At 44.2% G+C, this 23037-nt stretch carries 23 protein-coding genes; 10 read left to right on the top strand and 13 right to left on the bottom strand.

What is annotated here, in order from left to right; all coding sequences use genetic code 11:
- Nucleotides 1-4: 4 nt before the first annotated feature.
- A complete protein-coding gene (gene fur, locus LOZ91_RS11800; RefSeq protein WP_005096051.1) occupies nucleotides 5-442 on the bottom strand; it encodes a ferric iron uptake transcriptional regulator in 438 nt (145 codons plus the stop codon).
- 112 nt (nucleotides 443-554) lie between these two features.
- On the opposite strand from fur, the gene bamE reads away from it, so the two are divergent.
- Complete coding sequence (gene bamE, locus LOZ91_RS11795) at nucleotides 555-953, top strand: outer membrane protein assembly factor BamE (RefSeq protein WP_004279275.1); 399 nt, start codon at nucleotides 555-557, stop codon at nucleotides 951-953.
- A gap of 100 nt (nucleotides 954-1053) precedes the next feature.
- Here the strand turns inward: bamE and LOZ91_RS11790 are convergent, their stop codons facing one another.
- The 9 genes from LOZ91_RS11790 to LOZ91_RS11750 all read right to left on the bottom strand — a co-directional run bounded on the left by LOZ91_RS11790 (nucleotide 1054) and on the right by LOZ91_RS11750 (nucleotide 10375).
- Nucleotides 1054-1386 carry an RnfH family protein gene (locus tag LOZ91_RS11790; protein ID WP_244783248.1) on the bottom strand — a complete coding sequence of 111 codons (333 nt, stop codon included), beginning with the start codon at nucleotides 1384-1386 and terminating at the stop codon, nucleotides 1054-1056.
- On the bottom strand, nucleotides 1386-2465 hold the full coding sequence (locus tag LOZ91_RS11785; protein ID WP_244783247.1) for a hypothetical protein: 1080 nt from the start codon (nucleotides 2463-2465) through the stop codon (nucleotides 1386-1388). The genes LOZ91_RS11790 and LOZ91_RS11785 overlap by 1 nt, the downstream gene beginning before the upstream one ends.
- Nucleotides 2466-2608: 143 nt before the next feature.
- Nucleotides 2609-3064 carry a bacteriohemerythrin gene (locus tag LOZ91_RS11780; RefSeq protein ID WP_005096048.1) on the bottom strand — a complete coding sequence of 152 codons (456 nt, stop codon included), beginning with the start codon at nucleotides 3062-3064 and terminating at the stop codon, nucleotides 2609-2611.
- Between the two features lie 281 nt (nucleotides 3065-3345).
- The gene (locus tag LOZ91_RS11775; protein ID WP_225553028.1) at nucleotides 3346-4194 is read right to left on the bottom strand and encodes a class II glutamine amidotransferase; all 849 of its coding nucleotides are present in this window, start codon (nucleotides 4192-4194) and stop codon (nucleotides 3346-3348) included.
- A gap of 132 nt (nucleotides 4195-4326) precedes the next feature.
- Entirely contained in the window at nucleotides 4327-5235 is a 909-nt protein-coding gene (argB, locus tag LOZ91_RS11770; RefSeq protein ID WP_005096046.1) for an acetylglutamate kinase, read from the bottom strand.
- A gap of 10 nt (nucleotides 5236-5245) precedes the next feature.
- Nucleotides 5246-6664: a phosphomannomutase/phosphoglucomutase gene (locus LOZ91_RS11765; protein WP_244783246.1), complete on the bottom strand. Its 1419-nt coding sequence runs from the start codon at nucleotides 6662-6664 to the stop codon at nucleotides 5246-5248.
- Between the two features lie 380 nt (nucleotides 6665-7044).
- Complete coding sequence (gene dut, locus LOZ91_RS11760) at nucleotides 7045-7497, bottom strand: dUTP diphosphatase (RefSeq protein WP_005172331.1); 453 nt, start codon at nucleotides 7495-7497, stop codon at nucleotides 7045-7047.
- 47 nt (nucleotides 7498-7544) lie between these two features.
- Nucleotides 7545-9584, bottom strand: a complete 2040-nt coding sequence (locus LOZ91_RS11755; protein ID WP_005096042.1) for a UvrD-helicase domain-containing protein — start codon at nucleotides 9582-9584, stop codon at nucleotides 7545-7547.
- A gap of 137 nt (nucleotides 9585-9721) precedes the next feature.
- On the bottom strand, nucleotides 9722-10375 hold the full coding sequence (locus LOZ91_RS11750) for an OmpA family protein (RefSeq protein ID WP_074384135.1): 654 nt from the start codon (nucleotides 10373-10375) through the stop codon (nucleotides 9722-9724).
- 253 nt (nucleotides 10376-10628) lie between these two features.
- Here LOZ91_RS11750 and LOZ91_RS11745 point away from each other — a divergent pair, with 253 nt between their 5' ends.
- The 6 genes from LOZ91_RS11745 to LOZ91_RS11720 all read left to right on the top strand — a co-directional run bounded on the left by LOZ91_RS11745 (nucleotide 10629) and on the right by LOZ91_RS11720 (nucleotide 15393).
- The gene (locus LOZ91_RS11745; RefSeq protein WP_005172334.1) at nucleotides 10629-11555 is read left to right on the top strand and encodes an acyltransferase; all 927 of its coding nucleotides are present in this window, start codon (nucleotides 10629-10631) and stop codon (nucleotides 11553-11555) included.
- A gap of 18 nt (nucleotides 11556-11573) precedes the next feature.
- Nucleotides 11574-12638 (top strand): hypothetical protein, encoded by a 1065-nt coding sequence (locus tag LOZ91_RS11740; protein WP_005172337.1) that lies wholly within the window; start codon nucleotides 11574-11576, stop codon nucleotides 12636-12638.
- Nucleotides 12639-12797: 159 nt separating this feature from the next.
- On the top strand, nucleotides 12798-13508 hold the full coding sequence (gene minC / locus LOZ91_RS11735) for a septum site-determining protein MinC (protein ID WP_005096035.1): 711 nt from the start codon (nucleotides 12798-12800) through the stop codon (nucleotides 13506-13508).
- Nucleotides 13509-13574: 66 nt separating this feature from the next.
- Entirely contained in the window at nucleotides 13575-14387 is an 813-nt protein-coding gene (minD, locus tag LOZ91_RS11730; RefSeq protein WP_005096033.1) for a septum site-determining protein MinD, read from the top strand.
- Nucleotides 14388-14389: 2 nt separating this feature from the next.
- Nucleotides 14390-14662 carry a cell division topological specificity factor MinE gene (minE, locus tag LOZ91_RS11725; RefSeq protein ID WP_005096032.1) on the top strand — a complete coding sequence of 91 codons (273 nt, stop codon included), beginning with the start codon at nucleotides 14390-14392 and terminating at the stop codon, nucleotides 14660-14662.
- A gap of 443 nt (nucleotides 14663-15105) precedes the next feature.
- On the top strand, nucleotides 15106-15393 hold the full coding sequence (locus LOZ91_RS11720) for a PA4642 family protein (protein ID WP_005096030.1): 288 nt from the start codon (nucleotides 15106-15108) through the stop codon (nucleotides 15391-15393).
- A gap of 64 nt (nucleotides 15394-15457) precedes the next feature.
- On the opposite strand, the gene LOZ91_RS11715 is transcribed toward LOZ91_RS11720, so the two are convergent.
- Nucleotides 15458-18511, bottom strand: coding sequence for a DNA translocase FtsK (locus LOZ91_RS11715; RefSeq protein WP_244783245.1), 3054 nt, complete (start codon nucleotides 18509-18511; stop codon nucleotides 15458-15460).
- Nucleotides 18512-18761: 250 nt separating this feature from the next.
- Here LOZ91_RS11715 and trxB point away from each other — a divergent pair, with 250 nt between their 5' ends.
- The 3 genes from trxB (at nucleotide 18762) to LOZ91_RS11700 (ending at nucleotide 21385) form a co-directional block, all read left to right on the top strand.
- Nucleotides 18762-19724: a thioredoxin-disulfide reductase gene (trxB, locus tag LOZ91_RS11710; protein ID WP_005172342.1), complete on the top strand. Its 963-nt coding sequence runs from the start codon at nucleotides 18762-18764 to the stop codon at nucleotides 19722-19724.
- A 92-nt stretch (nucleotides 19725-19816) separates the two neighbouring features.
- Entirely contained in the window at nucleotides 19817-20548 is a 732-nt protein-coding gene (gene aat, locus LOZ91_RS11705; protein WP_180000118.1) for a leucyl/phenylalanyl-tRNA--protein transferase, read from the top strand.
- Between the two features lie 21 nt (nucleotides 20549-20569).
- Nucleotides 20570-21385, top strand: a complete 816-nt coding sequence (locus LOZ91_RS11700; RefSeq protein WP_005096022.1) for an arginyltransferase — start codon at nucleotides 20570-20572, stop codon at nucleotides 21383-21385.
- Between the two features lie 12 nt (nucleotides 21386-21397).
- Here the strand turns inward: LOZ91_RS11700 and rimI are convergent, their stop codons facing one another.
- Together rimI and LOZ91_RS11690 are read right to left on the bottom strand one after the other, a co-directional pair.
- Nucleotides 21398-21856 carry a ribosomal protein S18-alanine N-acetyltransferase gene (gene rimI / locus LOZ91_RS11695; protein ID WP_005096020.1) on the bottom strand — a complete coding sequence of 153 codons (459 nt, stop codon included), beginning with the start codon at nucleotides 21854-21856 and terminating at the stop codon, nucleotides 21398-21400.
- A 102-nt stretch (nucleotides 21857-21958) separates the two neighbouring features.
- Nucleotides 21959-22843, bottom strand: a complete 885-nt coding sequence (locus LOZ91_RS11690; RefSeq protein ID WP_244783244.1) for a metal-dependent hydrolase — start codon at nucleotides 22841-22843, stop codon at nucleotides 21959-21961.
- Nucleotides 22844-23037 lie beyond the last annotated feature (194 nt).

Raw genomic sequence — 23037 nt, 5'->3', positions numbered from 1 at the left:
CAAATTATTTTTTACGAAACACTTCCTGACAGGCCGGCGCATCGCAGTAGCCATACAGATTCAGAGAGTGACCGGTTAATTCAAAACCAAATTTTTCAGCAACATCATGCTGCTCTTTTTCAATCGTATCATTGATGAATTCAACGACTTTGCTGCAATTCAAACAAACCAGGTGATCGTGGTGATCTTCCTGCATGATCTCGAAAACGGAATGATTGTTTTCAAAATTATGACGCTCAATAATACCCGCGGCTTCAAACTGTGTTAACACACGATACACAGTTGCTAAACCTACATCTTCACCCTGATCGAGTAAAGTCTTGTAAATATCTTCCGCACTTAAATGATGTTGTCTTGAATTTTCTAGTAATTCTAATATTTTAATTCGTGGAAGGGTAACTTTCAGTCCAGCTTTTCGTAAATCTTGGTTTGAAATAGTCATGTAAAAAGGTCTCTCAACAAAATCAAAGTTGGAATATGCAACAAACTTTAGATGCAGTATGATCTATCCTTGGATCAAATGCATCATAATTAATTTGGGATAGTTTAGCAAAATGCAAAAAATCATGTTGACGTTATTCGTCACTTCCTTGCTCGTCGGCTGTTCGACATTAGGTGTTTATAAAGTAGATATTCCACAAGGAACCCCTTTAACCCAAGCTCAAGCCGCTAAAATTCAAGTGGGAATGAGCCATCAACAGGTGCGTTTCTTACTGGGCAGTCCAACGGTAAGCGATCCGCTGAATCCTTTACGCTGGGACTACATCTATAACTATACCCCAGGAACCTACGCTAAAAAAGCCAAGATCCCGGCAGCCCAAGGCCAGCATTTGAAAATTTACTTTAACCAGTCTGGTATCGTGGAACGTGTTGAAGGTCTGGAAACCATTCCAGAATCTCAACCCGGCTTACCAGGTTCAAAAGAAGCAATTTTAAATGCGCCTCCACTATAGTCGCTTTCTCATGAAAAAGCCCCTGAATCATCAGGGGCTTTTTTGATTAAGTCGATTGATTGAGCAGATCATTGAAACTAATGCTCATTCAAGCCGCTTTCTATTCGGAAGATGGTTTCAGCTTTCTTAAAAGATTGCCTCTGGCATAACGACCCACCGGATTTTTCTCGGCACGTTTACGTCGGATATCTTTAGGATTGATAGTCAGTGCTCGGTAAATTTCGACTCGATCACCTGCTGCCAGTGGCTGCTGATGATCTTGCAAGCATACACCGAAGATACCCAAAGACAAGGGTTCAGGTAGGGTAACCTGCTCTGCTATGCCACTTTGCTGGATGGCATCCAATGCTGTCATGCCGGGCTGAAATGGCACAGCCAGATGAAACTGTTGCTCCGGAGTCGCGTAGGCCACCCAGATCAGTGCATTATTCATCAGAACAGTTGTCCTAGAACAGCGACCATCGCCACGATAATCGAAACAGGCAATACCACACGGACAGCAATACGCCACAGGTTATAGAACCCTTCAGAGCTAAAATTCATTGATTTACGTAAATGGCTGATCTTCATGATCCAGCCCGCAAAGAGCGCGTAAATCAAACAAATCAATAAGCCCCAAAGCAGTAAGACTACGTTGAACATTGGTGCCACATTTGGAATGGCCCAGATCAGGGTGACGACAGCCATAATCGCCCATTGAATCGCAGGGTGAAGCTGACGTTGCTGTAACTGCTCTCGTGCCATCTGCAGGATGAATGCAGCAGTCGCTACAATCGCGGCCACCAACGTAAATGCAGGGATTTGTGCTTGTACAGCAAAGAAGGCAAATGCAATCACAGCAAGCAATTGTGCGATCCAGATCGGCAAGACCGTCTTGCTGGCGACATCCTGCTGTTGTACCGTGCTCAGGCTAGACTGCCAGTACAAGCCCATGCCCAGACCACTTGCAACCAGTGCCAATACGGTGGCATTGCCCCATTCCGAGAATTCAACTGGCGTGACTTGCCATGCAGGTAGCGCAGTTCCCATCACATTTGCCAAGATCAGAGATGCCAGTACGCCAATCGCCGTAATAACTAACAAAATTTGACGCGGCAGCAGTGACAAGACCAGAGCAGCAACTACCAGACCTATAAACAAAAGATTCAGTGCAAGATCAAGTGCAGCAAGCGCCAGAACATTGCTGGCATTGTTCAGCATGGCACCGGCCAGAAAAGGAATAAAGATCACACTGAGCCAGCCGACTATACGCCATTTTTGTGAGGCATCTGCTTCACGGGTCAGCGTTGACAGTGCCTGTAATGCCGTTGTTTTAGAGCGCTTGGCCAAAGCAATTTCCAAGTAGCAGATGGGAAGCGCCAGAATCAGCATAGTGGCTAACCAGAGCATCCAGAAATCCAGCTGACGATCAATCTGTATACCCGTTATCGGTGCGAGCGTCGCGATGATAATAAACGATAAACAGAAAGCCATCAGCGGTGATAACCATTTTGACATAGCATTGTCCTGCATGATGCATTCCTATAAAAATCTAGCGCTATTTTGCCTTGTGAAGCGGTGAAAATCAAAAACAAAAAGCAAACCACCATGACAGTGATTTGCTGCGCAAAATTTATTATTAAATTGTAATTCTTGTTATCTCGTTACGTCTTTTATTATGAGAAGAAACGAGCGAACCAGTTTTTACCTTTTTTCTGTTCTTTTTCTTTGATAATGCCCATCATATTTTCTTTCACTGCGCCGACATAATCAGCGTCATCGTGCTGAATATGGTTGATTAACCATTTAGATAATACTTCATGCAGTTCTGATTCAATCGACTGCCCCAGTTCAAAACGATCACGATAAGACTCGATTTTCTTGATAAACAGGTCATGTACACGTTTATGTGGAACTCGGTATTTATAACCCGCTTCTTCCTGAAGAGATTCTTCAAAAGTAAAATGCGACTGGGTATAATCGATAATATTTTCGAGGATCTGTTTAATACGGGCACGGTCGGTATTTACATTGATCTCATCAATTTCATTGATATAATCGAGAATTCGTTTGTGCTGATCGTCAATCACATCGATACCAGTATTATAGTCTGGAACCCATTTCATTTTCATTACGACCACCTATAAATATTAAGGACTTATCACATAAAAATCATCATATAACGTATTGATTTGAATAAAAATGAAGTAAATTAGTCGGCTTTCGGCTTAATTTAAGAGAAACCTTGCAATTAACTGTTTTTATTAGGAATATATTTTAAACCCGAGTATAAGAATCAGATATTTTTTAATCAATATACTATTTCCAATAATATGGCTTCTCTTTAATTTAAATAAAAAAGATATTAAAAAACGGGAATTAAATCCCATCTTTAAAATAAAAAAATCTATTTTTAATATAAATCTGCTTTGGTCACACGTTTTAAGGATGGATCTAGACGTTCCCGTTCCAATCGATCTACCTGAGTCAGTTGCGAACGGAACTTGGCACCCTCTTTAAACAGAATCATTTCACCCGGCTGAAAAGCGGTCCATTCCTCATTTTGTGTCAATGGCTCAGTGGTAATAACCGCAACCCTGTCCTTCGGCGTAGTGACCTGACTAAAGTCCACCTCGACATCAATATCAATCAGCTGTGCCGGTCTAAATGGGTATTCACGCACCAGCCAGTGCAATTTGGTAATGGCATAGCTAAACAGCGCCTGCCCATTGGAAAGGCAGAAATTAAAAGTGCCGTGCTCTGCAATCGCAGGTGAAACCTCAGCAAGTAGTTCAAAGACCTGATCCAGACTCGGTTCATCATAACCAAAGCGTTTGACCAGCTGATCGAGCAAATAGCAAAAAGCGCGCTCACTATCAGTATTGCCGACTGGGGTAAAACGGCCACTCAGCACCGGAAAATACTCATGCAAATCGCCATTATGGGCAAAAATCCACTGCCGGCCCCACAGTTCGCGGCTAAATGGATGCGAATTTTCCAGATTGATTTTGCCTTGGGTGGCTTTACGGATATGCGCAATCACATTACGGGATTTGATCGGATAGTTACGCACCAGCTCGGCAATCGGAGATTCAACCGCAGACTGGTTATCGACAAATAGGCGACAGGCTTTATCCTCAAAAAAAGCAATCCCAAAACCGTCGGCATGATCCGAGGTAATTCCGGCCCGCTGGGAAAACCCACGAAATGAAAAGGTAATATCCGTCGGGGTGGCACAATTCATTCCAAGCAGTTGGCACATGGTCTGGTTTCAGCTTTCTATTTTCTTAGATGCTTATTGTGCATGACTACCCGAGTCATTTCAAATAGCTATCAGTTATAAATAGAGATAAAAAAGAGCCTCAATTGAGGCTCTTTTCCGCAAAAAAACAACTTATGGACGAGGTGGATGGGCACGGTTGGTAATCAGTGTACCAACGCCATGATCGGTAAAAATTTCCAATAAGCTGGCATGTGGCACACGACCATCTACAATATGCGCGCTCACTACGCCACCTTTGACCGCATCCAGTGCACAGCCGACTTTAGGAATCATGCCACCATAGATCACACCTGTTTCAATCAGACGGTCAACTTCCTGAGTGCTTAAACCCGTCAGCAGGTTTTTATTTTCATCCAGAACACCTGTAATATTGGTCAGCAGAATCAGCTTCTCTGCACCTAGGGCTTCTGCGACTTTACCGGCCACCAAGTCTGCATTGATGTTATAGGTATTGCCTTCTTCATCCACACCCAGCGGTGCAATCACGGGAATGAAATCGCTGTTGGTGAACATTTCCAGCACATCGGTTTTTACGCCAACGACTTCACCGACCAGACCCAAATCAATTTGCTGAACCGAACCATCTTCAGCCACTTTTTCCATCAGCAGTTTTTGCGCACGAATCAGGTTGCCGTCTTTACCAGTCAAGCCAATGGCACGACCACCATGCTGGTTGATCAGGTTCACAATCGATTTATTGACACTACCGCCAAGTACCATTTCCACGACTTCCATCGTGGCAGGATCAGTCACGCGCATCCCGTCGATACGGTCTGATTCACGGCCCAACTGTTTCAGCATGGAATCGACTTGTGGCCCCCCACCATGCACCACAATCGGATTAATACCAACCGTTTTTAATAATACGATATCACGTGCAAATGAACTTTCCAGCTCAGGATCGGTCATCGCATTACCGCCGTATTTTACTACCAGGGTTTTACCCGCAAAGCGTTGAATATACGGCAAAGCTTCTGTCAAAATCTGTGCTTTGTCGATGCCTGTTTGTTGATTTGGCATTCGCCTCTCCTTATTGAGCATCTAAAATATCTTGAGCGATCTGTGGATAACGGTCACGCAACATGGCTACAAACAGCTGACGAATTTCATTCAGGCCCTGAGCATCATTGGCATCAAAGCGCACTGTGAAATACTCACCTGTATTGGATGCTCGAATGATGCCAAAACCATCCTCAAAATCAAGACGTATCCCATCAATTTTACTGATTTGCGCACGAATTCTTTCAGATTGCTGTTCAACAAAGTCTAAAAGTTCAACCGGATGCACATGATGCGTTGCAATATAAAGATCTTCGGTCCCATGCCGTTTCGGATAAGCCGCTAAAGCTTGTGCAAGACTTTGACCAGTTTGATCCAGATATTCCATGACTCTGAGCGCTGCATAGAGTCCATCATCATAGCCCCAGCCACGGCCATCATTAAAGACATAATGCCCGGCATATTCTCCACCAAAAATCGCCTGCTGCTGAGATTGTGCCAGATAAGTTCTCAGAAATGAGCTTCCGGTACGAATCATCACCGGCTCACCGCCCAAACGTTGCACGGTGTCTCGCACCAGGGTTGAGCATTTAACATCATAAACAAACTGGCGTGACGGCGAACCGCTTAAGCAAATTTCGGCAAACAGGCACAGTAACTGATCCGCCGTGATAATCTGGCCCTGTGCATCAATCAAGACCACGCGATCGCCATCGCCATCCAAGGCAATGCCCAGATCAGCCTGCTGTTGCATGATGCTTTGGCGTAAAGTCTCCAGATGTTTGTCTTGCGAAGGATCTGGTGCATGGTCTGGAAAATGCCCATTGGCATCACAACGCAAAGCCATCACCGCACAACCCATTTTTTGAAGCACCAGATTGGCACAGCGCCCGGCTGAACCATTCAGACCATCCAGAACCACTTTAAATGAGCGCTTCAACTGGATATCTTTTAATATACCATGCTGATATTTTAGACAAAATTCTGGAATAACTTGATGAGTCTGTTCGTCTAGGCAAAGCTGCTGATTGCTATAATGTGGTTTGGCCAGATGAGCCACCTGCTGGATCATCTCTGGGCAAGGCGGCTCACCAGAGATAATCCATTTAATACCATTATCTTCTTTGGGATTGTGACTGGCCGTGACCATGATGCCATTGCCATCAAATTGCCGCGCGGTGAAATACAGCATCGGACTGGAACAACAACCGACAATGGTGGCTTCAATCGAATAAGCTTGAAAAATACGGCGAATGGTTTCTGCAAAAGCCGGACTGCTAAGCCGTGCATCATAGCCAATTGCGACACGTGTCTGTCCCGCAGCCTGATATTGCTGTGCTAAACCGTGAGCAATTGCATCGATAATCCCAGCACCCAGTACACTGACTTTACCGCGTATGTCATAGGCTCGAAAAATGTGCATGGGGAATAGATGATTCATAGATCCCATAAAACTATTCTTTTCACTAAATATAAGGAGATATAAAATGACTTATTTCATCATCATGACTTTAAACATTTGTTTTTGTTTTAAGACCCGCTACTTTTAAACCATTTCAATGTAACAATCAATTATAAAAATATTACCGTTAACTGAATAATCAGAAAATTTCTGTGATGAAATAGTCCTTATTTAATTATATTTATTTTTAATTTCCCCGGCTAAAATTAAAATAAAGATATAAATTTCAATTTTGAATAACTCTATTTATATAGAAAATAAATTTTTATTTTTAACTCCATTTTAAGCGTCACATTATGTTTAGGATTTACTTTGTTGTATTTAAGAAATGACCTACATCCATTCATTGTTTGCAGGTCATCTTCTCTTTAGTTTTTACCGGTATGGCCAAAGCCACCAGCACCACGCTCAGTGGCTTCAAATTCACTGACCAGATCAAATTCAGCTTGTACTACCGGCACCAGCACATATTGCGCCAAACGTTCACCCGGCTCCAGACTGAAAGCAGTCTGACTCCGGTTCCAGACCGATACCATCAATTCACCCTGATAATCTGAATCGATAAGACCTACCAGATTACCCAGCACAATCCCGTGCTTATGACCTAAACCTGAACGTGGCAAGATCAGACCTGCAAAAGCAGGATCTTCGATATAAATCGCCAAGCCTGTTTTCACTAAAACGGTTTGACCCGGTTCAATCACTGTCGTTTCATGGACGCAGGCACGCAAGTCCAATCCTGCTGAACCTGTGGTGGCATAAGTCGGTAATGGCCATTCCTGACCGAGACGCGAGTCAAGGACTTTCACCTGAACTTTCATGTGTTCATTCCTGTTGTTGCATTTAAAATATGTATAAGCGTTGAAGTTTATCGTTTGATAAGATTGCGCAAATTATCCAGATAATGCTGCGCCTGTAATTTCGGATCGATATTACCCGCCAGCTTTTTCTTGCGACCTAACCATTCCAGTTCATCTTCCGGTAATTCATCCAGAAAACGGCTTGGAGTCATTTGCTTCATCTGTCCGCCAGCCTTGCGCTGTTCGGCCAAGGTAATGGTCAGACCCTGACGTGCACGGGTAATCCCGACATACATCAGGCGACGTTCCTCTTCAACCGTCTCCGCAGCAATCGAGTTCTTATGCGGCAGAATTTCTTCTTCCAGCCCGATCAGATAGACATAAGGGAACTCAAGCCCCTTAGAAGCATGTAAGGTTAACAAGTTGACTTTGTCAGTATCTTCTTCTTCCTGTTGCTGCTCCAGCATATCCAGCAGCACCATTTTACGAATCACGCTTTCAATATTTTTTTCATCGACATCTTCAGCGCGGTTAATCAGGCTTTGGATGCTGCTGTAAAGCACTTCAATATTGTCGAGCTTGGTTTTTTCCTGTGCCGGCGTGGCTGCAGTTTCCTTGATGTAATCGATATAACCGGCTTCAATCATCATCTGACGGATGATCGGTACCGGTTCATCATCATCAAGTAAATTGCGGGTAAAGCCCTCAATGAAGTCGGCAAACTCTGCCAACTGTGTGGTGGCCTTTTTCGGAATCGCCATGGTCAAACGCTGATCCGCTGCCGCAGCCAGTAGTGATAGGTTATTTTCCTGAGCAAAGAGACCCAGTTTTTCCAGTGTCACCGGCCCAATGGCACGTTTTGGCGTATTGATAATCCGTAGGAAAGCGCTGTCATCTTCAGGGTTAATGATCAGGCGTAAATAACTCATCATGTCCTTGATTTCGGCACGCGCGAAAAAAGATTGACCGCCAGACAATTTATACGGAATCTGCATCTGACGGAGATGGGTTTCTAAAATACGCGCCTGAAAATTGCCGCGATATAATACCGCATAATCTTTCCAGCTTTTCCCATTCATCAATTTATGCGTGATCAGGTCTTTGACCACGCGTTCTGCTTCATCATCATCATTACGGCAAGTAATCACCCGGATCACTTCACCATGGCCTTTGTCTGACCAGAGTTTTTTATCAAAAATATGCGGGTTATTGCCAATCACGGTGTTGGCTGCTTTAAGAATACGACTGGTCGAACGATAGTTCTGTTCCAGTTTAATCACTTTTAAATTCGGGAAATCTTGTTGCAGCAAGGCCATATTTTCCGGTTTGGCGCCACGCCAGGCATAGATGGACTGGTCATCGTCGCCTACAGCAGTGAACTGCCCCATCACGCCAACCAGCAATTTCACCAGAATATACTGTGCAGTGTTGGTGTCCTGATATTCATCGACCAGCAAATAACGCACCCGGTTTTGCCATTTATCCCGTACTTCGGCATTTTCCTGTAGCAGACGTGTCGGCATCACGATCAGGTCATCAAAATCTACGGCATTATAGGCACGCAGATTACGTTCATAAAGCTGATATAAATGCGCAAACTGGACATCTTCGGCAGTTTCACAAGTGGTATGCGCCTGCTCGGGTGGAATCAGATCATTTTTCCAGTCCGAGATCATTTTCATCGCTTTGGCAATCAGTTCTTTGCTTTCTGCACCGGATAAATTATCACGATGCATCAAATCCATCAGAATACGTTTGCAGTCGTCAGCATCCAGAATCGAAAAATTATTTTTAAGTGGAGTATGTTTCAGCTCCAGACGCAGCATATTCAGGCCAAAGGTATGGAAAGTCGAAACTGAAACGCCTTTACTTTCTTCACGGGTTAACAATTTGCTGACACGCTCTTTCATCTCACGTGCCGCTTTGTTGGTAAAGGTCATTGCAGTAATACGATGCGCAGGAATCCCGCAATGCTTGACAAGATATGCGATTTTTCGCGTGATCACTGAAGTCTTGCCTGAACCCGCTCCTGCAAGTACTAACAAGGGTCCTTGAGTGTATTTCATGGCTTCAAGTTGCTTGTCATTTAACTGACTGGCGAGTGACATATGGCTTCCTCTTCTAGATTCGGCTCCGATTATAGTCATCTCTGCCTCAGTTGCCTAATTTAAAATACGATTAATCAGGTCAATGTCCAGATATAAAAAAACCACCCGAAGGTGGTTTTTTTATATGCGTTTAAAGATTATTGAACAGCATATACCGCGATTTCTACACGACGGTTTTGTTCTTTACCCGCCGCAGTTGTATTGTCTGCGATCGGGTTGGCTGAACCTAAACCTTGAGCATTAATACGTGTACGTGAAACACCTTGACCTGATAAATAAGTTGCTACAGAGTTAGCACGTGCTTGAGACAACGGGATGTTGATTGAGTCATTACCGGTACTGTCTGTATAGCCAGTGACCAAAATACCGCTCTGGTTATCTTCGGTTAATACTTGAGCCACTTTATTCAAAGTGCCATAGAAGTTTGGTTTGATGTTCGATTTGTTGGTATCAAATGTAATGCTACCTGGCATTACAAGGTTAATCGAACCATCTGCATTACGGTTAACATCTACGCCAGTTCCGGCTGTTGCTTGACGTAATTTTTTCTCTTTGTTATCAAGATAAACACCTGCTGCACCACCAACAACAGCACCAATCGCTGCTGCACGGTTGTTTTGACGGCTGGTATTCGCATTACTCTTAGAAACACCGTAACCTGCTGCAGCACCAATTAAAGTACCTAAAGCAGCTTTATCATATTCCACACCACCGAGGTTATTACCAGTTGATTGACAACCTGTAAGTGCTACGGCCCCTGCTACAGCTGCTGAAATTACTAGTGCACGCATCGCATGACTCCTTATTGTATGCTTTGTTGTATAAGCGAAATAATGATTTAAATTGAACGGGATAACCATTGAATTTTTGTTAATAATAAATCGTTTCGCAATATTTTGTAATGTTTATATGTAACTAAAACAATGGACTTCATCACAATATCTTCATAGTTAGGCCTTTAGGCTTTTTTATTTGCCTCACTCTCATTATATTATTCAAAATATGAAAAAATTTAAGCGATTAATCTCTGGGGACTGTTTTGATATGTCATCGAATAGCAATAAACAAGCAACTTTAAAAAAACTTACACGTGGCTTGGCTGTCACCTCAGTGATGACAGGCAGTACTTTTTTTCATGGCCCTCCGGTTCTGGCGCTGGGTTTTACCAAGTTTTTTAAAAAATCTGCAAAAGTTGATGAAACCAATATCAAGATTACCAACAGCTGGTTAGGCGTCAATAACTGGCTGATTGACAATGTGCTCAACAATACCGAATGGCAAATAACAGTAGATGAATCACTTGATTTAAATATGCAGGGTCGTTATTTGATGACCTGTAATCATCAAAGCTGGGTCGACACCACCGTCAATCAGTACTTCGGCTTGACCCGTATGCCGCTGACGCGTTTTTTTACAAAATGGGAACTTATTTTTATTCCTTTTGTCGGTCAAGCCTTTAAAATCTTAGGTTTTCCGATGATGAAACGGCATAGCAAGGAACAGATTGCTAAAAATCCTGCGCTAAAATACCGCGATATGGAAGAAGCACGTAAATCCTGTGAGCAGCTAATCAGTCAGCCCTTTACCCTGTTAAATTATCTGGAAGGCACGCGTTTTACCCAAGACAAACATGATCAGCAGCAGTCTCCTTACAAATACTTACTTAAACCTAAGGCCGGTGGTCTGGCTTTAGCGCTGAGTATTCTCGGCGATAAAATTGATGCGCTGGTCGATATGACCATCGTTTATCCGGACGGTATTCCGGGTTATGGTGAATTTTGGTTAGGTGAAGTGCCACGAATTGCGGTAAATTTAAGAAAAATTGAGATTCCTGACTGGGTACTCGGCGGCAATTATGAAGATGATGCTGAATACCGTGCACGTTTCCAGAAATGGATTGATCAAATCTGGACTGAAAAAGATCAACTAATAGCGCAAATGCAGCAGAACTTTGACCAAAGCGCTGTCTGATTTTTTGCCTGAGTAACTATGAAGAACGACAACCCCGACATCACCTCTAGCTCATTTAAGTTTATTCGTAAAGGCACCTGGGGCTGGAAAGTTGCGCTGATTTACGACATTTTTATGATGGTCTTAATCATCATTAATCTATTTTGTCTCAGTGCCAACGCCATTTTAATGAGCGATTTTGGTCAATGGTTGTTTGACTTCATTCGTTTACCGGAAATCTTGCAGTTTTATAAAAGTGATTTACGCCCTTGGGTCGTCATTACTGAGGGCTGGTTTACCACCTTCTTGATCTGTGAATTACTGGCACGTTGGGGCATTGCCATTGTTCAGCGCCATCATCGGCGCTGGTGGTTTTTTCCATTCGTACATTGGTATGAAATTCTCTCCATTATTCCACAACTGCGCTTTCTGCGTCTGTTACGTGCGGTCGCGATTGGCTATAACTTGCATAGTCACGGTTATAAAGTCATTCCCGAGCGCTGGTATCGTCAAGGCAATTTTTATTACAACATGCTCATGGAGGAGCTTTCCAGCCGTGTGGTGCTGACTGTACTGGACGGTATTAAGCGTGAACTCAGCACCAGTACATCACATAAAAAATTGATTGATGATTTAGTAGAACATCATCGTAAATTACTGGCAGTTGCCTTGGCAGACATCTTGCAGGAATCTTTGGGTAAAGAGTTGCAGGCACAACGTTCCATGATTGCTAAAAATGTCGGGCAAGTAGTCAATCAAGCCATTGAAGACACCCCGGAACTGACCCAGTTATTGCGATTAATTCCACTTGTCGGTAGCCGGATTGAACAACAAATTCAAAGTATTGGCCAACGTCTAGGGGAAAATATCACCCAAGGTCTGATTGATCCCTTTACTCATACCGGCCAAAAAGAAAATCCGACTTTTACCCTAATTTCAGATAAAATCAGCCAGATTCAGATTGAACATAATCCACATATTGATAAGTTGGTCGAATCGGCTGTTTTTGAAACACTTGAAGCGATCCAAAAACAGGTGAAAGTCAAACAGTGGCAACAGATTTTAGAAGAACATGAGCAAAATCAGCGCTCAATAGATAGATAACATTTAAAGTGCAGAACCAGATAAAATCATCCGGTTCTGTTGGCATAAAAAAATAACTGAGATCGCTAGAGAATTACGCCAATTTGTTCTAGGATTTGCACTATTTACAACATTGCTTCGACATAAAACCAGCAAGTCAGAAGTATTTAAGGAAGAATTATGGCTGATATACGGATAAAAGGCAGAATGGTCAATGCAATACGCATTAGCTTAGATACCAATGATCATGATGCCATCCGCCAGCAACTTAGCCCAAAATTACAAGCTGCATTCCCATCTGGCACTTTGGCCGTCATTGAAAGTTCAGTTGAACAGGAACTGATTGCCCTGATTCAGCTGTTAATCGACTTAGATGTACAGCCAATGGCCGTGACTGAGGGTTTACTGGGTGATCAGGCGCGTTCCATTCAGTTCCCGGTTCTGCCACCCGATCGCCAGTTAGAAGAAGTGAAAGCCACGAAAGAACAGGTGGTAGAAGTTAAGCCAGAAGCAGCGACAAGTGATGATCAGGCAGCTGCTGCCCCGATCGTTGCGCATGTGACCTCATATCATGATGAAATTCTGCGGACGGGCCAATGTATTGTGCAGCATAATGGCGACATTATTATCAATGCCGGCATCAACAGTGGTTCAGAACTGATTGCTTCAGGCAATATCCATGTGTATGGCAGCGCACGTGGTCGTGTCATTGCAGGTGTCGGGGGGAATACGGCAGCTCGTATTTTCTGTCACAGCCTTGAAGCAGAACTGATCTCGATTGCGGGAACCTATTGCGTAGCGGATGATATTCCCCCGCATGTCGTTAAGAAATCAGTGCATATTTACTTGAATGATCAACAAGAGCTTGTATTTGAAGCTCTACAATTTTAATGTATAAATAAATACCAAAAACCCCATTTTAAACAGGGGATTTGAACCATAACAGGAGTGGATTCGGTGGCGAAAATTGTTGTCGTAACGTCAGGCAAAGGTGGTGTAGGTAAAACTACAACAAGTGCATCTTTTGCAACAGGTTTAGCCCTACGCGGTCACAAAACTGTTGTGATCGATTTCGATGTAGGTTTACGTAACCTTGATTTGATTATGGGCTGTGAACGCCGTGTAGTTTATGATTTTGTGAATGTTTTAAATAACGAAGCACGATTACAGCAAGCACTGATTCGCGATAAAGATATTGAAAATTTATATATTTTACCTGCATCACAAACACGTGATAAAGATGCCTTAACAGATGAAGGTGTTGCTCGTGTAATGGATGAACTTTCGCAGGAATTTGATTACATTATCTGTGATTCACCTGCCGGTATTGAACGTGGTGCTATTTTGGCCATGTACCATGCTGATGAAGCCATCATTGTCACCAATCCTGAGATTTCATCAGTACGTGACTCTGACCGTATCATTGGCATGCTTGACAGTAAAACTAAAAAAGTAGAACAAAACGAAGGTCGCATTCGTAAGCATCTGTGTATTACCCGTTTCAACCCGGAACGTGCCGATAAACAGGAAATGCTGACGATTGACGATATTTCTAAAGATATTTTACGTGTACCGACCTTGGGCGTTATTCCTGAGTGTCCAAGTGTTTTACAGGCATCGAACGAAGGTAAGCCGGTGATTCTTTTTACTGAGGCTGCAGCAGGTCAGGCTTATGATGACCTCGTGGCACGTTTCCTTGGCGAAGAACGTCCTTACCGTCATATCGAGGTAAAACCTAAGGGCTGGTTAGCACGACTATTTGGAGCGTAGACATGGCAGGATTCTGGAGTAAACTTTTTAGTGGCGAGGATAAACCATCAAGCGCACGGACTGCTAAAGACCGTTTGAAGGTTATCGTTGCTTCCGAACAAGGCTTGGGTCGTCGCTTGAGCCAGGACAAAATTGATCAGATGAAGACAGAAATCATGCAAGTGGTCAATCGCTATGTACGTGGTGTCGATGAGCAGCATATTCAAATGTCGGTACGTTCTGAAGCCAATATTGAAATGCTTGAGATGAATATCAATTTACCTGAAGAACGATAATCTGATTTTTGATTGGTCAAGCAAATTGATTCAAGGCAAAATATGAGGCCGGATTAGTAAAGCACGGCTTTACCCGGCCGCAAGACGAGAAGCTAGGCTTCGAGTGGGCTGGTCGTAAATACTGCTTTACCCAGCCGCAAGACGAGAAGCTAAGCTTCGAGTGGGCTGGTCGTAAATACTGCTTTACCCGGCCGCAAGACGAGAAGCTATGCTTCGAGTGGGCTGGTCGTAAATACTGCTTTACCCGGCCGCAAGTCGAGAAGCTAGGCTTTGAGTGGACTGGATCAGTAAATTAAAGCACGGCTTTTAAGGATTTACTCAATCCCAAGACTAGAAACAATGTTTCTAGTCGACAGAGTCAGCTCAAAAGACACTGTCTCTTGCTCATACAAATTTTGCCTTTTTTCATGCCGAAAAAACTACATTAGATTAAGGAAATTGCGATGGCATTATCTCAACCAGCGACCTTTAACGAAGAATGGTCAGATGAGCGTGTATTTGCCTACCTGAATCAGCTTCCTCCTGCAGGTGTAAATGCTGACTTTCATGTGCTTTATCATGCTTTCAAGCATATGCGTCCATTTGATTATGAACGCCTGTTGACGAAATTTGTCGCTGATGGCCGTGATGTCAATGCAACCAATCCTGAAGGGCAACGCATTCATGACGTGATTGCCACCTTCCCGCGTCAAAGTGCCGAGTTCTTGGCGGTATTGGCAAAGTTTGCCTGATTTTAGCTACCGTATTAAAAAAGCCTGCAATTGCAGGCTTTTTTATGGTTCAGTATAAAGAAACTTAAACTAGAATCTCGCGTTTACCATTGGCTCCCATGCCACTGACAATACCATTCTCTTCCATCTGGTCAATGATCCGCGCAGCACGGTTATACCCCAGACTAAATTTACGCTGTAGCGAAGACGTTGAAGCCTTACGGGTTTCGAGTACAAATGCTACGCACTGATCATACAGTGCATCTCGATCTGGGCCACCCTCTCCACCCTCTTCAAAACCGCGATTTGATGGTTCCTCATCATACGGCGTCAGGATTTCATCGACATAATTGGGCGCACCACGTTCACGCCATGCATCACAAATCCGGTTCACTTCATCATCGGCAATAAAGGCACCATGCACACGCTCAGGCTCAATTTTACCAGGCCCCAGGAAGAGCATATCACCATGACCGAGCAAGTCTTCTGCACCGCCTGCATCCAGAATAGTACGTGAATCAATTTTTGAGTTGACACGCAGTGCTACACGGGTCGGAATATTGGCTTTGATTAAACCGGTGATCACATCCACCGATGGACGCTGAGTGGCAAGCAGCAAGTGAATACCGGCCGCACGGGATTTTTGTGCCAGACGCGTAATCATTTCTTCAGCTTTTTTACCGACCTGCATGATCATGTCAGCAAATTCATCCGCGACAATCACAATCGAAGGCAACGGCGTTAAACGCGGTGCACGCTCACCCACCACTGAATCACTGGCCTTCCAGGTTGGATCGATCAGGTCTTCACCATTGGCAATCGCTTCTTCGACCTTGCGGTTATAGTCACTAAGTTTACGAATTTTCAGGAAAGACATCAGTTTATAGCGACGTTCCATTTCATTGACACACCAATTTAATGCGTTGACTGCATCTTTCATATCGGTGACGACAGGCGTCAATAAATGTGGAATATCATTATAGTTGGCCAGTTCCAGCTGCTTTGGATCGATCAGAATCAAACGCAACTGTTCAGGGCTGTATTTGAGCAACATCGATAGAATCATCGAGTTGACTGCCACCGATTTACCTGAACCCGTGGTACCCGCTACCAGCATATGCGGTGCCTTGCCCAAGTCAGCAATTACCGGATTACCGGAAATATCCTTACCCATTGCCATGGAAAGAATACTGTTCGGATCAGTGAAGGCTGGAATGGTCAGAAGCTCGATCAAACGTACCATTTCACGGCTGCTGTTCGGCACTTCAATCCCGATATACGGTTTACCGGGAATCACTTCAACCACACGTACCGATGCCATCGACATCGAGCGTGCCAAATCTCGGGAAATATTAGTGACTTTAGAGGCCTTCACACCCGGCGCCAGATCCAATTCAAAACGTGTCACCACTGGGCCCGGCTGTGCTTCAACCACCTTGGCTTTGACATTGAATTCCTGCAGTTTGATTTCAAGCAGTTCAGATAAACGCGACAATTGCTCTTCAGTGAAATTCACTTTTTTATTCGGATCGACTTCATCCAGCAGGTCGAGACCCGGAAGAGGCGATAGATCTTTACGGCGCTCAGCCACCTGCATCGCACGTGACATCGGACGGCCTGAAGCATCAGTTAAAGGTGCATCAAAATCAAACTCGTCTTCATCTTGTGGTTTGCCAGCCGTTTCTTGCCAGGCTTCTACAAATTCTTCTTTAGATAAAGCCTCGCGTACTGCGGCATGAGTTGCAGAAGAATCAGATACCGGTTGTGCTATAACTTGATGCTGAATCGGGGCCTGTACAAAAGCAGAAGATTGCGCATAGCTAGAGGCACGTATAGTTTGTTTTGGCTCATCCTCTTCAATCAGCAAATCACCCAGGTCATCCAGATCGGCTTGCAATGCACTATTTTTGACTACATGTGCTGTTGCGACAGATGCCAGAACCGGCGCCGCGCTTGTAACTTCTTCGGCAAAGCTCTGGGGTTTTGCAGCAGGCGCAGCATTAAATGGACTATGCACATCTGTCGCCGTTTTTCCTTGTGGAACGGCAGCCAGAAGTTCATCAAAGATTTCATCATCATCCCAGTCCAGCCCAGTATGCGTAGCAGGCGCTGTTCTGGCTTGAACATGTTGAGACGGCGCAGCTTGAGAAACCGCCAAGTGTGAGGCTGGAGCACTATGCTGCTCTTCTTCGGCAGCTTTAAGTAATGCATCAATATCCTGTTTATGGCGCTGATCTTCACTGGAATGTAAGGCACGCCATACTTCGCCTGTTGCCACGACGCGGTCTGGCTGTTGCGGCACTTGCGGTGCTTGCTTCAATGTCTCGACTGGCTCAGGAGCCTGCTGTACAGCCTCAGGAATATCGTCATGTAACTGTGGCTGCTGCGATTCTTTATCAGCAAAATCATCAAATAAGCGTTCAGCAACCTGATCACGCACTACCGGATCGATGTCTACCAGTTCATGCTCAGGTGCAGAGGTTACTGCGACCATTTTCTTCGCAGCATTCACTGGCTCTTTTTTAATCACAGGCGCAGTCCGGTCAAAATCGGACATACCTTCAGGGATATTGCGATAGAACAGATCCTGTAAATAAGCCGGTGTTGCTTTGAGACTGCTCCAGGTCTTGTTCCACTTCACCCCAAAGGCCAGTGTAAATAACATCACCCAAAATACCAACAGGAAGAATGCAGCACCATATACCGTCAGCAACTGTTCTAAACTCTGGCCTAATTCATAGCCAATAATACCGCCGGAAGAGTTATCCAGCGTATCGGCAGGCACTTGCCAGAATAAAAACAGCAGTGCTGACGTGGTCAATAACAGGAAGAATTGCGCAGCATAGCGGAATGGCCGGTTCAGGAAGCTACGTGGCCACCAGACCTGAACCGCCTCCATAAACAGATAGACAGGAATCAGCAGGCTTGCCCAACCGAGAAAGCCAAACAAAAGGTCTGCAATCCAGGCACCCGCAACCCCACTGGCATTCGAAACGGTCTGCGTATCACTAGAGATATGCATCCATCCCGGATCAAATGGCGTATAGGTCACTGTTGCAAGAAACAGATAAATCCCAAATGAGACTAAAAATAATGTCATTACTAAGCGCTGTGCATAGGCACTCGACACCGCTGTCATATACTGTCCTGTAACCAATTCTTCATGAATATTCTTTTGCTTCAATGCTTGAAAAAAGCGACGCAATAAAAGGCATATTATGCACCTGTTCTGTGAAAAAAGATGCACTATTGTGCAAGCACACTGTGTACTTATTATATATAGCCCAAATCGATTTCAATGATCAATAATATCGACTTTAATCTCACCCCACTGTTATACAGTTTCACGTATAATTCAATAAATTTCTAAATAAAAAAGGATACAGCTGATGAGCGCACGTCACTCACGACTGATTATTTTAGGTTCTGGCCCCGCAGGCTACAGCGCAGCAGTCTATGCAGCGCGTGCAAACCTAAAACCAACCCTCATTGCCGGTTTGCAACTGGGCGGCCAATTGACCACGACCACGGACGTGGATAACTGGCCAGGTGATCCTGAAGGCTTAACCGGTCCAGCATTGATGGAGCGTATGCAGGCGCATGCAGAGCGCTTTGGCACTGAAATCGTGTATGACCATATCAATGAAGTAGATCTAAACCAGCGCCCTTTCGTATTGAAAGGCGATATGGACGAATTTACCTGTGATGCTTTAATCATCTGTACCGGTGCAACAGCCCAATACCTCGGTCTGGAATCTGAAGCTGCCTTTATGGGTCAAGGCGTCAGCGCTTGCGCCACTTGTGATGGTTTCTTCTACAAAAACCAGAAAGTCATGGTTGTGGGTGGTGGTAACACCGCTGTTGAAGAAGCCTTATACTTATCCAATATCGCTTCGCATGTGACTCTGGTTCATCGCCGTGATTCATTACGTTCTGAAAAAATCTTGCAAGATCATTTATTTGCTAAAGAAAAAGAAGGCAAGATCAGCATTATCTGGAACCATCAGGTCGATGAAGTTTTAGGGGATGCACAATCTGGTGTGACCTCAGTACGTATCAAGTCGACCCAGGATGACTCTACTCAAAACGTCGATGTAACGGGTATGTTTGTTGCCATTGGCCATAAGCCAAACAGTTCAATGTTTGACGGTCAGTTGCAGCTGCGCGACGGTTATATTCAGGTGCAAAGTGGTACTGCGGGTAATGCAACCCAAACTTCGGTACCGGGCGTATTTGCTGCGGGCGATATTGCTGACAGCATTTACCGTCAGGCCATTACTTCTGCGGGTTCAGGCTGTATGGCTGCACTCGATGCAGAAAAATATCTTGATGCGATGGGCAAACTAGACTAAGCAGCAAGAATAAAAATGCCGTCCATTATGGGCGGCTTTTTTATTGCTAGAATTAGCTTATGATTCATCTATAGTTTTATTTCAGGTTTGCCATGCATCTACTTTCTCCCTCACAATTTATCTTCCCTGACCCGATGCAGGTTGACCCTGAAGGCGAAGGACTGATTTGTATTGGTGCTGACCTCTCCCCTTCCACACTTTTTGAAGCCTATACCCATGGCTTATTTCCCTGGTTTTCTGAGGGAGAACCTATTTGCTGGTGGAGTCCGGAACCGCGCTGCATTATTCGGCCCCATGATTATCATCCAAGTAAATCCCTGATCCGCAATATGAAAAAATGGGATTATCAAATCACGGTCAATCATGCTTTTGAAAGGGTGATTCGTTCCTGCTCATTGCCGCGTGCTTATGCAGAAGATACCTGGATCAGTGAAGATATTATCGCAGGATACTGCGACATGTTCGATGCCGGATATGGCTATAGTATTGAGATCTGGGATGAAAATCGCATTGTAGGTGGGCTTTATGGTGTAACGATTGGACAGGGTTGTTTTGGTGAGTCCATGTTTAGTACGCAGACCGATGTTTCTAAAATGGCTTTTTATACTTTAATGCTGATTGGGCAGGAAAATAAGCTGCCCTGGATTGACTGCCAGTTGGTCAATGACCATCTTTTAAGCCTCGGCGCCTGTACACTTTCTCGCCAAGACTATCTTAATTCGTTACAAGATGTTGTAAAACAGCCTGCTATCGATTGGAAAAAGTATCAAGAGGGTGTATTTTCAAGTAAAACAATAGCGCAAAACGCGCGACTCAGTGAATGAAAATAACAGAGGGTACTTGTTATGAACTCTTATCAGCCAAAGTCCCTACTGAACGATTTACAGTATTATATTACGCCGCCGCACGATTGCAGCTACTTGCCCAATAAGTCGGCACGTATGGTTTTTCTGGATCCTGCGCATCGCATTGATGTACTGACCCTGTCAGAACTGTCGCGCACCGGTTTCCGGCGCAGTGGCGATTTTGTTTATCGTCCGGAATGTCATCTGTGTCGTCAATGCTTATCTTCACGCGTGCCAGTGGCTGAATTTTCCATGAACAGTTCACAAAAAAAAGCCTGGAAACGCAATCAGGATCTTCGGGTGAAAATTACCAGTCCAGAGCAGGCCGGTGATACGCATTATGCGCTGTATGAACGCTATATCAATGAACGCCACGCAGATGGGGACATGTTCCCCCCGAGTCGCGATCAGTTCGAAAAGTTTTTATTGCAAAGTTGTACGGATAGCTTCTTTTTAGAATTATGGCTGGATGATCGCTTGATCAGTGTTTCCACCTGCGACTTGCTAGATGATGGCATCTCGGCTGTATATACCTTCTTCGATCCGGATGAAAATCGCCGCTCTCTCGGTGCATTTGCAATCTTGAAGCAGATTGAACATGCGCAAAAACTTGGCTTGCAATTCATCTACCTCGGTTATTGGGTGCCACACTCCAACAAGATGAATTATAAATCTCAGTATCTGCCTCTAGAACTCTTGATTGATGGCCAATGGCGACGTTTAAACCGTGCGCTGAGTGAGCTGGAGATTCAGCACCTGGGAAACTCATTGATGACGACCTTACCCAGCGGATGGAATCACCAGATTATTAAATAAGGTCGTCAGTTTCTATTTGAACAGGCTAGCAAAGTCATCCGTACATGCCTTGACCATAATGATGGCATGTTCGCGTGTTCCGTTTGAACCCGGATAATAATTTTTGCGTAAATCAATCTGATGAAAGCCTGACTTCTCATAAAGCTTGATGGCAGCAATATTAGTTTCGCGCACTTCCAGGAAAATCTGCACCGGATTATTTTTCAGCATGGCGACTGAGGCATCCAATAATTGATAACCCAAGCCCTGACCTTGCTGGGCCGGATCAATTGCCATAAGCAGTAAATTGGCTTCATCCAGCACCGGTTGTAAAATACAAAATCCCAGCACCTGCCCTTGCTGCTCGATCACGGTACTTTGATAAGCAGTCACCGCATCTTCAAACTGTTTTAAAGTCCAGGGATGTGATTGAACAGATTTTTCAATCTTTGCAACGGCTGCTACATCCGCTGCTTGCATTAAACGAATCATCTTCGTTCATCTTATATAGAATTAACTTCCGCATTATAGAAACTTCATCCAAAAAATCGAGTAAAAAAAAGAGCAATTTCAATCGCTCTTTAATTTTCAGTCCTATTCAAGTCCGAGTTTGGCTTTCCAGACTGTTAACAGGCCATGTGTATCATGAGCATTTGGATGAAAGCCAGGTTTAAAGTACATTAACATTTCACGACCCATGCCCGTAATTACCCCTTTTGATGGGCTATACGCGTAGGTATATATCGATTTCAGCGATTCCAAATTCAATTGATTGTCCTGCTTGAGTAAACGTACCAGAAAATAGCTTTGTACAACAGCTAAGGTTGCCATCGAAATGACCAAAGATGAGGTCCGTAGCGCATAGGCTTTTAAACCGTTACCAAAGACAGCTTCAAACACATCATAGGCCACCGCTTTATGTTCATTTTCTTCAATCGCATGCCATATCCACATATTTTTCATGGTTTTATCAGTCATCAGTTCCTGGATATGAGCGTTACTTAACAACTGCGTTGCGATGGTCGCGGTAAAATGTTCCAGTGCTGTGGTTGCAGTCAAATCCACCATTTCTTGGCTAATGCCAACTGGCTTCAGCAGTTTGGCCATGACTTTACGCGTGGTCTGAATCACCTGATCGGTATAATGATCCAGTGTCTCGACATCATGTCCATAGCGCTGTGCGGAGGCATTAAAACCGACATGTTCATGTGTGTGCATAGCTTCTTGACCAATAAAGGCAGAAATTTCTTTTTGCAATTCTGCATTATCTTTGATCGCTGGATGCTGACGCACGGCCCGAACGCTATCGATAAAGAACTTTTCACCTGCCGGAAACAGTGCAGATAAGGCGGTCATAAAATGCGTTAAACCGGCTGATCCATGCATCCAGTATTCCGGGACATGATCAAAATCAAAATTCATACGACGAACAGGAAAGCTTGCACCAGCACGCTCTGAAATTTTTACTTTTACGTTCATTGTAGGCTCCTTTCAAGCACAGCTGCCTGAATCTATTATTCGTTTTATTGAGCCTAGTTTTATTGATTTTTATCGTATAAATAAGTGCAGTTTAGGTCATCGCACTATCAGTTAAGGACACTCATGAGTGATTGTCTGACAAAAATCCAGACAAAAAAAACGCCTCAAAGAGGCGCTTTTTTTACACAATCAGC

This window comes from Acinetobacter sp. F-1, from assembly GCF_022869025.1.
Taxonomy (GTDB): Bacteria; Pseudomonadota; Gammaproteobacteria; order Pseudomonadales; family Moraxellaceae; genus Acinetobacter; species Acinetobacter pseudolwoffii.
The sequence above is the reverse complement of the archived record's forward strand: the minus strand, read 5'-3'. Positions and strand labels throughout refer to the sequence as shown.